The following is a 14,528-nucleotide window of genomic DNA, read 5'->3' as shown; positions in this document are numbered from 1 at the left end:
TGAGGAGTTCATATGCCAAAGACATGGTTCATTACCGGCGCTTCCTCCGGGCTTGGGTTCGAGATGACGCAGCAGTTGCTCGCCCAAGGACACAGGGTAATTGCAACACTTCGCCGCCCGGGAACGCTGGCGCAGCTTGAGCAGGAATACCGCGAGCGTCTGGACATCGTTCAGCTCGATCTGGTCAAGCCGGAGAGTATCACCGCCGCCGTGGAAGGAGCCTTCCAGCGGCACGGCCAGATCGACGTGATCGTCAGTAACGCAGGCTATGGCCTGTTCGGTGCTGCGGAAGAGCTCGCAAATGAGGAGATCGACCGGCAGATCGCCACCAACCTTGCCGGATCCATCTATCTGATCCGCGCTGCATTGGCCCTTCTTCGAAGGCAAGGCGGCGGGCGAATCGTCCAGGTCTCGTCCGAAGGAGGGCAGATCGCATATCCGGGCTTCAGTCTCTATCACGCGACCAAATGGGGCATCGAGGGTTTTGTCGAAGCTGTGGCGCAGGAGGTGGCGCCTTTCGGCATCGATTTCATCATCGCCGAGCCTGGGCCGACGGGCACGAATTTCGGAGCGAATCTCGTTCAGGCCATACCGCTGGATGCCTACACTGAAACGCCCGCCAGCGCCGTTCGCCGGGCGATCAGCGACGGAAGCTTCGAGATCAAAGGAGATGCGGCGCGCACCGTGTCCGCGATTATATCAGCCGCCGAGAGCGAGAAGCCACCGCTGCGACTGACGCTGGGTAGCACCGCCTCATCCATCTCACGGGCACTTTCCGCACGCCTTTCCGCCCTTGAGGCGCAGCGAGACGTGGCAGTTTCCGCCGACAGGCAGGAGCTGTGAACCCAGCGGTCCAGAAACACGGATTTCAAGAACAGGAAGGGAGATAACATGTCCATTCGATCAGCTCTGGCGGCTCTTGCCTTCGTTTCGTCTTCCGCTTTCGCGCAGGCAGCCGCTGAAAACCAGGTTGTAGGCACTTGGCGCATGGTATCGGCAACCATCGATCCCGGCGGCAAAAATATCGCTGCCTATGGAGAGAAGCCCAACGGTCTTCTCGTCTTCACGCCCGACATGCACTTCGTCGAAGTTCTGACCGACGCCGACGTCCCGCGGTTTGCTTCCGACGCTCGCGGCGAGGGGACGGACGATGAAAATCGCACGGCCATGTCACGCAGTATCGGGTTCTTCGGCACCTACACCGTCGACGAGAAAGGAGATTTCAGCGGAAACCGTGTCGAAGGGGCGACATTTCCAAACTGGGTCGGCAGCACGCGAACACGCAATGATCTTACGCTGGTCGTGCAGGGCGACCGCATGACGGAACGGTTCCGCAGGCCGGAGGGTACTGAAATCAAAATCGAGTGGCGGCGCGTCGAATGAGGACCGGAGGCCGGGCTCGAAGCGAGGTCGCGGCCTTGCGGGCGCCGCCGTTCCGGCGGCAGGACGTTGATCCAGAGCAAAAAAGTCTCACTCTTCAACTGTCGTTCCATGGTCAAGGCGGGGCCGACGTAGCCGAACTGGTACTGTCACCAGGGGGCGAGCGCATCCATCGTCTTCCAGTCGTAGCTTCTCATGTAATCGAGAAACGCACGCATGGCTGCACTCGGGAGGCGGCGGCTCGGATAATATAGAAACCAGTGGGGCAAGGTGGGGCTCCAGTCTGAGAGAAGCTCCACCAGCCGGCCGGCGTAAACATATGGCTTGGCGTAGTCATCGAAGACATGGGCAATTCCTCTGCCCGCCAGTGCAGCCTGCAGTTCATTGTGCGCAGAACTGACCGTCAAACGGCCGGTAGGAGTGACTTCGATTTCCTCGCTTCCCTCGGTAAACCGCCAGTTTACGAGGGTGCCACCAGGGAAACGACGTTTGATACAGTCGTGATCAACGAGTTCTTGCGGCGTCCGCGGCTCTCCGCACCTCTTTATGTAGTCGGGCGAAGCGACGATTGCATAACGAAGCGCGGGTCCAAGCGGCAGTGCAATCATGTCCTGCGCCAGCTGCTTGCCGAACCGGACGCCAGCATCGAAACCTTGTTCCACGATATCGATGACGGCCGCATCGCTGATGATCTCGATTTTCACGTCTGGGTAAACATCCATGAAGTCGAACACGAGGGGGCAAAGAAAATGATCGACGGCCGGCGCCGGCGCGTTGATTTTGAGGGTTCCAGACGGGTTATCCCGTAACTCGTCGATCTCTGCGATAGCAAGCCTGATATCGCCAAGCGCAGGCGCCAGCCGTTCAAGGAGACGCTGTCCCGCCTCCGTTGGAAACACGCTTCTCGTGGTTCGATTGAGAAGCCGGATACCCAGCGCTTCCTCCAGATTATTCATTGTTTGGCTTAACGCCGATGACGAGATTCCTCGCTCAAGGGCTGCCGCGCGGAACCCGCCACAGCGCACGATGGCAACGAACACGTCGAAGCTGTCCAGTCGGATTGGGTCCATTGCGAAGATTTACTAATCAAGCTGATCAACTCACCGCAGGTTATCAGATCAATGGCGCCGTGTCATGATCGCCGAAACTTAAGCTCTGCCCTGCTGAAACTTCGTCGCCCGCCATTCTCCGATCGAGGAAGGGTCGAGGCAGTGCGCCCAGAAGAAGGAACCACAGATGAATGCCTTCACCCTCAACCGACGCACCATCATGCTGTCCGCTGTCGCGGGCGCATCCAGCTTGCTCCTGCCGAACCTAGGCGGTTCCGGGAGAGCCAACGCTCAGGCTGCTTCCCCGGCGGCCGGGAATGCCGGGCATTATCGCTTCCGCGTTGGAGAGATCAGCGCCACTGTCTTGAGCGATGGCGTGATTGGCGGTCCGCCACGCGTCTACGCCAGCAACGCCCCGGAGGCCGAGCTTCAGGAGGTGCTGCGCCAGGCATTCCTGCCGACCGACCACATGACGCTCAATCTCAACACGCTTCTTATCGAAACCGGCGGCCGGCGGATCCTGATTGAGGCCGGCGCAGGCAAGACCATGGGCCCGAATGGCGGCCGGATCTTCGATAACCTCGCGGCAATCGGTCTTGGGGCTGCGGACATCGACGCGATCGTCATCTCCCATACCCATCCGGACCATGTCGGCAACTTGAGAACCTCAGACGGCGGCAAAGCCTTTCCTCGCGCTACCGTGTTTGTTCCGAAGGCCGACTGGGACTTCTTTGTCCGCACCGACCCGGACCTCTCGTACATGCCGGTCCCGGAGGAGTTCCGTCTGCGCTTTGCGGCGAACATCAAGAACAGCCTCGCGCCGTTTATGAACGATGTCGAGCTCTATGAAGCAGGTGCAGAGATCGTGCCGGGTCTAACGACGATCGTCGCATCCGGCCACACGCCGGGCATGGCCACCTTCCTTGTCCATTCCGGCAACGACCAATTGCTGCTGACGGCAGACCTTGCCTATCACCCTATCGTCAACGTCGACAGGCCATGGCTTCCAGGGCCGGACCGCGACAAGGAGACGGCTCTTTCTTCCCGCCAGCGCATCTTCGACAGGGCGGCTGCTGAACAGATGCCCGTGCTCGGCTTCCACTATCCATTCCCCGGCCTTGGCCGGATGCTGAAGACCGATGGTGGGTATGCCTGGGTCCCCGCCAACTGGCAGTTCTGACGCTAAGAGACAGGAGACACCTATGAACCACTCACAGATCAATCGTCGTGGCTTTCTCGGCACGATGGGTGCGGCGGCAACCGGGCTTGCACTCGCCACGAGCGCCACGGCGCAGACCCAGCAAACCAACCTCATATCGCCGCCCCCCGGATCAGGCCAGAATGTAATGACGCGCACCTTGCCCCGGACCGGCGAACGGGTCACAGCCCTGGGTCTCGGCACCTTCCTGACCTTCGACCTGAAGCCCGGCGATCGCCGTGACGCTCTCCGTCAGGTTTTCGAGCGGTACGTCGCCGCAGGCGGTCGCGTGGTCGACACCTCTCCGCTCTACGGCTCGGCGGAATTCAGCGTCGGCCAGTTCATGGGCGAGTTCGAAGGATCCGACGAGATGTTCCTCGCCAATAAGGTTTGGTCGACCGGAGAATATCTCGGCGACGAAAGCCACGCCGTTGAGAGCTTTTGGCAATCTCGCATGCGGACGTGGCGTGATAGGATCAATCTCATGCAATGCCACAGCATCACAAACGCGCCGGTCGTCATTCCGCTGATGAAAGCCTGGAAGAAAGAAGGCCTCATACGCCATGTCGGCGTGACCCATCACGAGTCGGCGGCGCAGGACCAGTTATTGGCGATCGTCCAGCGCGACGAGGTCGACTTCATTCAGACCAACTACTCGATCTTCAACCGAGACGCCGCGCGGCGCCTGCTGCCGGCTGCCGCCGACAAGGGCGTCGGCGTTCTGATCAATCTGCCGCTCGAAAAGGCGCGCCTGATGAAGGTGGTCGAGGGACATCCGCTTCCAGGCTTTGCGCAAGAGTTCGGGGCAACCAGCTGGGCGCAGTTCTTCCTGAAATGGGTTATGGCTCACCCGGCCGTGACAAGCGTGCTTTGCGGTACGTCGAACCCCGACCACATGAGTGACAATGTTCAGGCGATGACGGGCCCGCTTCCGGACGAGCGCATGCGTGCCAGGATGGTCGCACATATGGAGACGATCCCCGGCTTCGGCTCCATCGGCACGATGCCGTGGTATCCCGGCAAAGAGAACATGTATTACGGCCTGATCCGAGAGGCACAGGCGAATGCCGCGCAGCGCCTGCAGTAACGGCGCGTCGATTAATCCGCCATCACGTTGGAACATTCACTGGGAGACCCGCCTTGCCTTCCTCCAGACGCTCGCTTTTGACGGCCTTTCTGACGCTGCCTCTCATCGAGGCAACGCGAACGAGCGCCTTTGCGCAGGCCGCTCCCGAGGCCGCTCACCCCCGCATGTGACGATGTATACGAGCTGACCCTCGAACGAGAAGCCGGCCCCTTCTTCAGACCAAACTCACCGCTCAATCGGGATCTCTATTCGGATGCACTCGGAGGTGAGCGAATAACCATTGCGGGATTCGTTTTCGACAATCGTTGCCGGCCACTTGGAGGCAGCCTCGTCGAGATCTGGCACGCGGACGAAAAAGGTGACTACGATAGCGTCGGCTTCAGACTGCGCGGGCATCAGTTCACCGATGCTCAAGGACGCTGGTGGTTCAACACAATCATACCGGCGCTCTATCCCGGCCGAACGCGTCATTTCCATTTCAAAGTCCAGCGCCCGGGAGGACGCTTCCTGACCACACAGCTCTATTTTCCCGGCGAAGCCAGAAATGCCGGAGACCGCTTGTTCGACGAGGCACTCCTCCTGGAGATCAAGCAAACCCGTGACGGAAAGTTTGGACGGTTCGATTTCGTGATCTGAAGAAGGTGCCGTTCTCGATCGAGCAATCCGGCCGAAGAGCCAATTCGGCTGGTCACGATAGCGATTTACTATCGACCACCCATGTCCGGCGCCGCCTTCAGGTCTCGAACATTCGGGTAATCGCGCTGCTAAAACTCAACCTGACCAAGCCTTATCGCGTCGCATCCACGGGTACCGGATCGCCCTCAAGAGCGCGCGCCCGACACGGTCGCGATAAAGGCGCGCAGGTCGGCCAGCATCAGTTCCGGCTCTTCCAGCGCGGCGAAATGCCCGCCCCGTGGCATGTCGGTCCAATGCACGATGTCGTAGGTCTTCTCCGCGAACGAGCGCGGCGGCGGCACGAACACCGGATCGGGGAAGGCTGCAAAGCCGGTCGGTACCTGGATACGGGTGCCGGCCGGAAGCATCCGCGACTCCTCAAGGCGGCTTCCGTAGTAGATCCAGGTTGCGGTCACGAACGATGCCGGCGCGATGTAGAGCATGATGTTGGTGAGGAGCTCCTCCTCGGAAAACTTGCTCCAGATGTCCGGGGCGCCGTCGGCGGTTGTCGGAAGATCGGCCCACTTGCCGAACTTTTCGAGTATCCAGCCCGCCGCTCCGATCGGGTTGTCGGCCATCGCGACGCCAAGCGTTTGCGGACGGGTTGCCTGCTCGTGAAAATAGGCGCTCTCCCGATCGGCGATCGCGGCCCGCTTGGCGACGAAAGACTTCTCCTCGTCGGTCGTCGGAGCAGCATCCCTCGCACACACGGTCATCATGTTGATATGGATGCCGAGCAGAGCGTCCGGTCGATCATGCGCTGCCCAGGCCGCGATGCCGTGGCCCCAATCGCCCCCTTGAACGAAATACGGCGCGTTGCCGAACAGTTGGATCATCAGCTCATGCATCAGCGCAGCAGCCCGCCGCGGACCGATCGGGCCCGTGATCGGGTTGGAGAACGCGAAGCCAGGAAGCGAGGGGACGACGACATCGTGCCCGTCCGCTGCGAGCGGCTCCAACAGCCGCTCGAACTCGAGATACGAACCCGGCCAGCCGTGGAGAAGCAGGATGGGCGGCTTAGAGCCGTCGCTTTTCACATGAACGAAGTGGATGTGCTCGCCTTCCACGTCGGCCATGAAGTTGGGGAGTGCGTTGAGGCGCCGTTCGACCGCACGCCAGTCAAAGCTGTCCCTCCAATAAGCGGCGAGCCGCTTCAGGTCGTCAATCCCGACCCCCGCCGACCAGCCTCCGGCATCCGGCAACTGGCTCCAGTCATAAGCCTCGACCTTCGCTCTGATCGTGGCGAGCCGTTCGTCAGGGATGTTGATCGTGTAGGGTGAAATCATGATGTTTCTCCGCTTAGAGTGAAAGGAAACCGCTCTATTGCGGCGAATTCCTAGAAACACCGCGTCATTTCTATCGATACCCGTGTTAGGGGAGCCACGGACCTGCCCGGGCGATCGCCGGGAAGACAGGTACGGCTCGGTCGGTCACCAAAGCAGCTTGCCTTCGAGCGCGGCATGTCGGCGAGAACAACGCCGCTTCGGCTCCGCGGCGGCGGGTTTGCGAACTGGCTATCTCTTGAGAAGTGAGACCTGCCTATCGAAGTCGGCCAGATCGAAATAGTCGCGCCAGACAGTGATTTCCCCGTTCTCCACGGTGACTGTACCCATGACCGGCAATGTAAGCTTCGTGCCACTTTCATGGGTGAACACATCGATCCGCTCGTTAAGAACAAGATTCCCCGATGCCGCGATGTTGGTCACAGCCCAGTCTACCGTAAACGCCGTTCCAACCCCGAAGTCCGAATGGAATTTGCGAACGTTGTCCCTCCCTATTATGTCGGGCAGCGGCACGTTGTCATAGAGGACGTGATCCGACAGCATCGCAAGGGCGTCCTCAATGCGATTTGCACTCCAGTGGCCGAAGAAAGTGGTGGCGATATCGATAGGATTGGTGGACATGGTTACTCTCCAGATAGGGTTTAAGAAAACTTGACGAAATTGTTTGCTGGTCATGGGCCGCCAGGAAACTGCGTGCCGGCCACTGATTGAGATGGGTCCGATCTTCCACGTCAAACAAAAGATGCGCGCTTAGTCGCGACTGAATCGGGATGGGCTACCATAACCGACTTAGAGGCCCGCGCTGGCTGCGTCCATCTTGTCGCTGACCATCAGGCGATATGCCTCTCGCGTTCCCCTCAAACCGCCGTTCAAAAGTGCGCGTTTCCAATATAGATCCCTGACTATTCCTTTATGCAGTGATCGATGCACAAATAGGTAACGGCATTGCAAACGACCGTCAACTGATTTATACAGCGATCGATGCAAAATAATGTTGTGATACATCAAGCGAACTCACCGTCGAAGCGTCCTCCACGCGGGCGGCCGCGGGAGTTTGATCGCCAGGCTGCGCTTGCCGCAGCGACACGGCTGTTCTGGATGAAGGGATACGAGGCGTCCTCGATCGCCGACCTCACGGAGGCAATGGGGATCGGAACCAAAAGCCTTTATGCGGCCTTCGGTTCGAAGGATGCGCTCTATGCCGAGGCCCTCCGATACTATTACACGACCTACGAGGGGTTGGTTTGGACCCGCTTCAGGGCTGCTTCGACAGCGAGGCAGGCCGCTCTGTTCTTTCTCCAGGATGAGGCGATCGCGATGACCGGTGGAGATCTCGATCTACCCCATGGGTGCATGTCAACGCTGGCGACCGTGGGCAGCGAAGAGCACTCCGAACTGGGCGAACTCATGCGAACGACTCGTGCAGGCGGTTTCGATCTGCTCAAAGCGCGCTTCGATCGAGCGAAGAACGATGGTGATCTGAAGTCTACGGCGGATACGACCAAACTGGCGAGGTTCGTGCAGACAGTTCAAAGCGGCATGGCGATCCGCGCCCGTGACGGAGCTGATCGCGCCGAGTTGCATGCCGTAGCGGAACTCGCTCTTGCCGGTTGGGACAATATCACCCGCACCATCGATCAGAGAATGCAGGGCGACGCCTGACGCTCGGCCGGGGCCGATCAGAACGTTGAACTTCGAGGTTAGGCCGCACCGACGGCCGCGTCTCGCGGTCTGCGTCGAGTGATGCGATAGACCGCCGCAGGTGGAATATTGGCAAAGGTCCAGCCGACATGGGTCGCCTTCAGGCCTAGACGGTCCAGCAAGGGTCTGGCAATCGGGCATCGCGGACCGTAGGTGAATTGGTAGAACGCTCCACCATGGCGAAGATGCGAGAATGCACCCTCCAAGATAGCATGTACCTTGCGCAGCGGCATCGACAGAAGAGGAAGGCCACTGACAACGGCACCAACAGGCGCCGAGGCGTGAAGCGGCAACTTGCGGAGTTGAGCAGCATCGATGTGAAAGGTCTTTGCGGCTGGAAAACGCTCGCTCAGCTGGTTCGCAAACTCCGCACCATACTCGACCAGTACGAGATTTTCTTCAGCGACGCCCCGTTGCAGCAATGCTTCCGTAAAAACGCCGGTTCCCGGACCCAGTTCAATGACTATGCCTGTATCGGCAGAAATTTCGGTGGTCATAAGCGAAGATAACGCGCGACCCGATGGTGTAACGGAGGCAACGCGAAGCGGAGCTGAAAGCCACGCCCGAAAAAACAATAACGTATCATTAGCAGCTTTAGTCGTCATCGCTTGCTCGCCCCAAGATCTGGGCGCGCCCAATATCGCCGCTGAAGGCGCCATCCAAAGGCGATGACAAGCTCCGAGGCAACAAGGACGATTAGTATTTTCAGCGCGAGCGTGGACGAATTTATGCCGGGGATCGCTAGCACAGCCAGATAACCCGCGGCAATAAACAGCCCGTTCCACAGAACGATGCCGACAGATACGCCGGCGGCAAACCGAAGCGCGCTCGTGCCTAAAAGGCCCGCCGCGACAGGCGAGATCAACCGCACGGTGGGAATAAGCTGCGACAGGATCGTGAGCGCACGTTCTCGATCGCGCAGGGACGACAATGTCCACTCGACACGGGGTCGCGATAGTCCTACCCATCCGCCGACAGAGTAGAGGAGGGATGTCGTCCGCTTTTTTCCGACCGCACGCACAAGAAGATAAAGGCCAAGAGCGCCGATGGAGCTTCCTACCGCCGTGCCAATGACGGCCGTGTGGAGTGACCAGGCCTCGTCGTCGGCCGCAATGCCTATCGCGACAAGAATCCCATAAGAGGGTAGGGCAGGCAGGAAGCGCTCCGCCAGACCGATCGCGAACAGGCCAAATATGCCGCATATCGCAATCCAATCGACAAGATGTCCGAGCGGATCCATCTCTCAGCCCTCCCGAACAACGGTTGTCGCGCCCAGGCTTGAGATCTCCAACGTGGGAGCCTGCGCATTGAACGAAATCCGGGTCAGTTTCTCCGACATTTCCCAGAGCTTGTGCGCGACATGTTTTTCCAGCGCCTGGCGCGGGATTTGTGCCTCGGTCGGGTGTCCACGCGTTTCGCCCAGTCTGTCTGGCCCATAGTAGCCACCGCCTCGAGCGTTCGGAGATGTCGCCGCAAACAAGGTCGGCAGCGCACCCTGTGCGACGGGCTGGAACAGGAACCACAAGAACGTCCTCAGGAGGCCTTGAGCACTGTAACGCCCAGGCGCATTATGAAGCAGATCGGTGCGCGACAGTCCGGGGTGGGCAGCGATACTGGTGATACCCCAGCCTGCCTCTTCGCTCCGCCGTTGCAATTCGAATGCAAACATAAGGCAGGCCAGCTTCGACTGAGTGTAGACAGGCATCGGTTTATAGGAGCGCTCCGCTTGCAGGTCGTCGAAATTGATGGCGGCGCTTGCGCTTTTTACAGCAATACTGGAGAGCGTGACGACCCGCGGGTCTTTTGCGCGCACGAGCAGCGGCAGGAGGTGGCCCGTCAGGGCAAAGTGGCCGAGATAGTTGGTGCCGAACTGCAGTTCGAAACCGTCCTTGGTCGTCTGACGTGTCGGCGGCGTCATAACACCGGCGTTATTGATGAGCACGTCGATATGGTCGCGCGTTTCTTTCAGTCGCTTGGCGAGTGCCTGGATCGACGCGAGGCTGGCGAGGTCGACGATCTCCAGCGTGATCGATGCCTGCGGCGCGCTTTCCTTAATGCGCCGGACAGCGTCTGCACCCTTCTGCGGATTGCGTCCTGCGATGATCACGTCGCCACCGGCGCGAGCCAATGCAAGTGCATCTTCGAAGCCCAGACCACCAGTCCCGGTGATCAGGATCGTCCGACCCCTCTGAGAAGGCATATCGTCAAGTGTCCACGATTTCGACATCGTCAGTTCCTTTGTTTCTGCTGGGGCGAGATCGTCCGCCGAAGACCCCATGTTCAGGTCACGTCTCCGGCGGACGGGGAGGTCGCCGTGGGGTGAAGCGACCTTTCGCGGATCCGGAACGGGGCGGCTCCGGGATCCGAGCCTATGCGTTGACCCTATCGGTGCGCCGAGGGGTGGCATGTGGCGATCTGGCGTGTTCGCCGCATCCGTGCCGGAGACCTGGGGAATGCTCCGGCTGGCTGCGAGGCAAGTTCACAGCGGTCTTCCGTCAGGCGATCCCGCCGTTTGCGAAGACGTTTTGGCCATTGATCCAGGCCCCGTCAGGCGAGCAGAGAAGGCCTATGACATTTGCGATATCCTCTGGCTGGCCCAGCCGACGGAGCGGGGTTGCTTCCGGTATGCCGCGTAGCGCCTCTTCCCCGTGCTGGCGCAGGAGTTGGGTATCGACGGCGCCTGGTGAAATCGCGTTGACCGAGATGTTGCGGCCAGCCAGTTCCTTGGCAAGAACGTTTGAGTAGATCTCCTGTGCCGCCTTGGTCGCGGCGTAGGCTGCTGTAGCGGGAGGGCTCATTTTGATGATACTTGAGCTCAGGCTGATAATCCGTCCGCCATCGCGGACGCGCCGTGAAGCCTCGCGCAAGGCATTGAAGCTCCCCTTGACGTTGGTGGCCATCATCCGGTCAAAAGCCTCGTCGGTCATTTGAGCAAATGGACCGACATTCATGATTCCAGCATTGTTGACCACCACGTCCACACCGCCGAACGCCTCGTCATGGGCGTCGAACAAGGCTTTGACCGCAGCCGGATCTGCGACGTCGCCCTGGCGAACGATGGCGCGGCCACCAGCAGCCTCGATCTCGCGGACGACCGCTTGAGCTAATTCGCGATTGTTGAGGTAGTTCACCGTTACTGCGAACCCGTCCCGCGCCAGACGGCGGGCGGTCGCTGCGCCAATGCCGCGGGAAGAGCCGGTGACGATCGCGCCACGCCTTTCATTTGGCTGGGCAGCACCACCAGTGTGGGACGACTGGGCCGATGCGATGCCGCTCATGGCGAGAGCGGATGGCACGGCGGCTGCGAGCGCGAGGAATGTGCGCCGTGAATTGCCTGGGTTGGACATTTCAACATCTCCTAAAAAGTTTCGGATAGATCTGCCTGTGACGGCGATTTGCGGTCACTGGCGACGGAGGAAAGCGGCAATGCGTTGATTTGTGATCAGGTAGACAATACCTGCGAGAGCGCTTGCTAACGGCACGATCAACAGACCAAGTCCGAGGCCGTTCGGAATGTCAGCCGCTGTAGCTGCATCACTGACGATACCGACGATCAGGGGACCGAGTGCAGGCCCGGCAAGGCCGGATGCGATCATGACGAGGCTGGTCGTCTGTGCCTGACGACCAGGACCGGCGATCAGATGCGCAGCCCCGAAGCCCCACGGCAGCATGAAGGAAAATGACAGCATTCCGGGCACGAAGAGCGCAATGGACATCGAGCCAGTCGGGGCAAATAGCGCCGCAGTTGTCGTTGTACTGGCGATGAGGAACAGAATTGCCGGGGGCCCAAGCACCTTGCCGGTACCTGAGCGAACAGCGTGGTCAAACCAGCGTCCGCCGCCCAGCGTCCCGATGATTCCCATCAAGCCCTGCAACATGCCGAACGCGACGCCGACTTCTGTCGCGGTAAAACCATGGGCGCGGATCAGAAAAGGGATCGAGAAGGCATAAAAAGGTGCGCCTGCGAAGCCCAGGAAAACGGCTCCTGTGAACAACCAGCGGAAGGCCGGGAACGACAACAGGTCAAGGCTGGTTCGCAGAAAGGGTTCGTCGCGAGAGGCTGTACCTGGAAGCGGAGGGGTGGGGCCGGCAATAAGAATGGTCAACAGTCCGATCAGGACGCCGATGGCTCCGGGGCCCATCAAAACAACGCGCCAACCGAAGACGTCTGCAATCGCGCCGCCTGCCGCAAACCCGACCATCGTGCCGAGCGGAATGCCCATCGCGAACATACCGATAGCAAGACCGCGCCGCTCTACCCCGATCTTCCGGACGATGAGAGCATGGCCTGCCGGCACTGCGCCAGCCTCGCCGAATGCAACGCCGAGCCGAGTGAGTGCCAAAAAAATGAAACTGGCGGCAAAGCCTCCGAGTGTCGTCATGACACTCCAGATCAGGATGCAGGACACCAGTACGAGCCGGGGAGAACCCCGATCGGCTGCTCGGGCAAGCGGTAATGAGAGAAGTGCATAGCACACCGCAAACGCCAGCCCGGTGAGCAGGCCCATCTCGGTATCGGTCAACTCCAGATCCGCTTTGATCTTTTCCGCCAGGATGAACGGCAATATTCGATCGATCTGCGAGAACGCGTTGATCAGCAGAAGCACGATGCATATGGCGGCCATTCGCAGGCCTTTCACGTACTCCCGGATGGCGGCAGCAGGCGCCGCTCGTGTCTTTACGGGGTCTATTGACCGGGCGACAATTTCTGTCATCTTGAGGTCACTCCTCGCTTGGTTGCACCCTTAAGCTAGATGGAGTGTCCAATGACCAGAATGCCCGAACTCTCAAGAAACTTGCCTATTCCTACAAGCGAGGCGATAGTGCCGGCGAGAAGCCACCTGTTGCAGTGGCCCCTGAAGCAACCGGAGCCTCGCTTGAATACACCATTGCTGTCTGCCGTAACGGCCTACATCGAAGAGCAGGGAGGCGGACAAGGCCTGTTCCCGACTGCCATTGAAGGCTTCAACATCGTCCGCTCGTATCAGTCGATGATGCCGATGCGGAACATCTACCGCCCATCGCTCTGCGTCGTCGTCGAGGGCGGCAAGGAATTGCAGCTTGGAGAGGAGCTGCTGCGCTACGGAGCGATGGAGTGCCTCGTCGTCAGTGTGGGCGTCCCAGCGACCGGCCAGATCGTCGAGGCGAGTGAGGAGACTCCCTACGTTGGCGTAATGATCGACTTCGACGTGGCAACCGTACGGGAGGTTCTTAAACAGTTGGAGGCGCTTCCCCCTCAGCCGGAAATATCGGGTCCCTGCGCTTTCGTTGCCAAGGTCGATCAACCGTTGGCAGATTGCATCCTTCGCCTGGTTCGGTTGCTGGCGACGCCGAAGGCTATCCCGATCCTGGCGCCTTCGATCGTGCGAGAGATATGCTATTGGCTGCTGACCGGGCCGCATGGCGGCGAGATATGCAAACTAGGCTTGCCCGGGTCGAACATCGAGCGAGTGGTGAGGGCCGTATCGGTTCTGCACACCAATTTTGCCGAGACGCTGCGAGTGGAGGAACTCGCTGATATTGCTCGAATGAGCCCGTCATCTTTCCATCAGCATTTCAAGGCGCTCACAGCTATGACACCGCTTCAGTTTCAAAAGCAACTTCGCCTGCTCGAGGCGCGCCGACTGATGGCAACGCAAGCCGCGAATGTCACTGAGGCCGCGTACAAAGTTGGGTACGAGAGCGCCTCGCAGTTCAGTCGGGAGTATTCCCGAACTTTCGGTATAGCGCCGAAACAGGATGCCTTGAAACAGCAACAGCTTCAGGACCTATATGCTAGCCGGACGGTGCGCTCGGCATAGGAACTGCAGCTCATCGCGTCGCAGGTATGGGGAGATCTACTTCGACTAAGCCTAAATCTCCATCGCTGACTGATGTGCAATGAACATCATATAATCGCAGAGCCGTCTTATTCGAGACGATGGCTCTGGAAAGGTCTGGTCGCCGGTTCGAGTCCTTTTAAGGCGAGAACACCACTTTCCTTGTCTTGCGGGTGTGTTCGTTATCTGTTCACAAAATCACGGGTCTACTCGGTAAGGCACTTTGCGTTTTCGTTTAAAGCGCGAAGGCTGGAAATCGAGTCCTTGCGATCTCATCGCGCGAAAATTGCTTAGACATACGTTAGTCACATTACAGGTTGAATTAGGTAAAACATA

General features: G+C 59.5%; 15 protein-coding genes. 7 read left to right on the top strand and 8 right to left on the bottom strand.

Translation table 11 applies throughout. From position 1 onward, the window contains the following. Positions 1-12: 12 nt before the first annotated feature. Complete coding sequence (locus ACIQUB_RS24485; protein WP_402933047.1) at positions 13-843, top strand: SDR family oxidoreductase; 831 nt, start codon at positions 13-15, stop codon at positions 841-843. 48 nt (positions 844-891) lie between these two features. Further along, complete coding sequence (locus ACIQUB_RS24480) at positions 892-1,383, top strand: lipocalin-like domain-containing protein (RefSeq protein WP_402933044.1); 492 nt, start codon at positions 892-894, stop codon at positions 1,381-1,383. A 146-nt stretch (positions 1,384-1,529) separates the two neighbouring features. Here ACIQUB_RS24480 and ACIQUB_RS24475 read toward each other — a convergent pair whose 3' ends face one another. Further along, a complete protein-coding gene (locus ACIQUB_RS24475; RefSeq protein WP_402933041.1) occupies positions 1,530-2,450 on the bottom strand; it encodes a LysR family transcriptional regulator in 921 nt (306 codons plus the stop codon). Between the two features lie 166 nt (positions 2,451-2,616). On the opposite strand from ACIQUB_RS24475, the gene ACIQUB_RS24470 reads away from it, so the two are divergent. The 3 genes from ACIQUB_RS24470 (at position 2,617) to ACIQUB_RS24460 (ending at position 5,350) form a co-directional block, all read left to right on the top strand. Continuing rightward, entirely contained in the window at positions 2,617-3,609 is a 993-nt protein-coding gene (locus tag ACIQUB_RS24470) for an MBL fold metallo-hydrolase (protein WP_402933038.1), read from the top strand. Positions 3,610-3,631: 22 nt separating this feature from the next. Continuing rightward, positions 3,632-4,714 carry an aldo/keto reductase gene (locus ACIQUB_RS24465; RefSeq protein ID WP_402933035.1) on the top strand — a complete coding sequence of 361 codons (1,083 nt, stop codon included), beginning with the start codon at positions 3,632-3,634 and terminating at the stop codon, positions 4,712-4,714. Between the two features lie 129 nt (positions 4,715-4,843). Then, the gene (locus ACIQUB_RS24460; RefSeq protein ID WP_402933032.1) at positions 4,844-5,350 is read left to right on the top strand and encodes an intradiol ring-cleavage dioxygenase; all 507 of its coding nucleotides are present in this window, start codon (positions 4,844-4,846) and stop codon (positions 5,348-5,350) included. Positions 5,351-5,535: 185 nt separating this feature from the next. On the opposite strand, the gene ACIQUB_RS24455 is transcribed toward ACIQUB_RS24460, so the two are convergent. Continuing rightward, entirely contained in the window at positions 5,536-6,675 is a 1,140-nt protein-coding gene (locus tag ACIQUB_RS24455) for an epoxide hydrolase family protein (protein WP_402933029.1), read from the bottom strand. Between the two features lie 228 nt (positions 6,676-6,903). Then, positions 6,904-7,293, bottom strand: coding sequence for a limonene-1,2-epoxide hydrolase family protein (locus tag ACIQUB_RS24450; protein WP_402933027.1), 390 nt, complete (start codon positions 7,291-7,293; stop codon positions 6,904-6,906). 360 nt (positions 7,294-7,653) lie between these two features. Between ACIQUB_RS24450 and ACIQUB_RS24445 the strand changes: the two genes are divergently transcribed. Further along, a complete protein-coding gene (locus ACIQUB_RS24445) occupies positions 7,654-8,334 on the top strand; it encodes a TetR/AcrR family transcriptional regulator (protein ID WP_402933025.1) in 681 nt (226 codons plus the stop codon). Positions 8,335-8,372: 38 nt separating this feature from the next. Here the strand turns inward: ACIQUB_RS24445 and ACIQUB_RS24440 are convergent, their stop codons facing one another. The 5 genes from ACIQUB_RS24440 to ACIQUB_RS24420 all read right to left on the bottom strand — a co-directional run bounded on the left by ACIQUB_RS24440 (position 8,373) and on the right by ACIQUB_RS24420 (position 13,088). Next, positions 8,373-8,978 (bottom strand): class I SAM-dependent methyltransferase, encoded by a 606-nt coding sequence (locus tag ACIQUB_RS24440; RefSeq protein WP_402933022.1) that lies wholly within the window; start codon positions 8,976-8,978, stop codon positions 8,373-8,375. Continuing rightward, the gene (locus tag ACIQUB_RS24435) at positions 8,975-9,613 is read right to left on the bottom strand and encodes a DedA family protein (RefSeq protein WP_402933019.1); all 639 of its coding nucleotides are present in this window, start codon (positions 9,611-9,613) and stop codon (positions 8,975-8,977) included. The genes ACIQUB_RS24440 and ACIQUB_RS24435 overlap by 4 nt, the downstream gene beginning before the upstream one ends. Before the next feature lie 3 nt (positions 9,614-9,616). Further along, complete coding sequence (locus ACIQUB_RS24430) at positions 9,617-10,600, bottom strand: oxidoreductase (protein ID WP_402933016.1); 984 nt, start codon at positions 10,598-10,600, stop codon at positions 9,617-9,619. Positions 10,601-10,868: 268 nt separating this feature from the next. Continuing rightward, positions 10,869-11,720: an SDR family oxidoreductase gene (locus ACIQUB_RS24425; RefSeq protein ID WP_402933014.1), complete on the bottom strand. Its 852-nt coding sequence runs from the start codon at positions 11,718-11,720 to the stop codon at positions 10,869-10,871. A gap of 54 nt (positions 11,721-11,774) precedes the next feature. Then, positions 11,775-13,088, bottom strand: a complete 1,314-nt coding sequence (locus ACIQUB_RS24420; RefSeq protein ID WP_402933011.1) for an MFS transporter — start codon at positions 13,086-13,088, stop codon at positions 11,775-11,777. Positions 13,089-13,250: 162 nt separating this feature from the next. Here ACIQUB_RS24420 and ACIQUB_RS24415 point away from each other — a divergent pair, with 162 nt between their 5' ends. Further along, entirely contained in the window at positions 13,251-14,174 is a 924-nt protein-coding gene (locus tag ACIQUB_RS24415; protein WP_402933008.1) for an AraC family transcriptional regulator N-terminal domain-containing protein, read from the top strand. Positions 14,175-14,528: the final 354 nt, after the last annotated feature.

It is taken from the genome of Rhizobium sp. NPDC090275, from assembly GCF_044772225.1.
In the GTDB taxonomy this organism is placed as follows: domain Bacteria; phylum Pseudomonadota; class Alphaproteobacteria; order Rhizobiales; family Rhizobiaceae; genus Rhizobium.
This window is presented reverse-complemented; position numbering and strand designations above follow the sequence as displayed.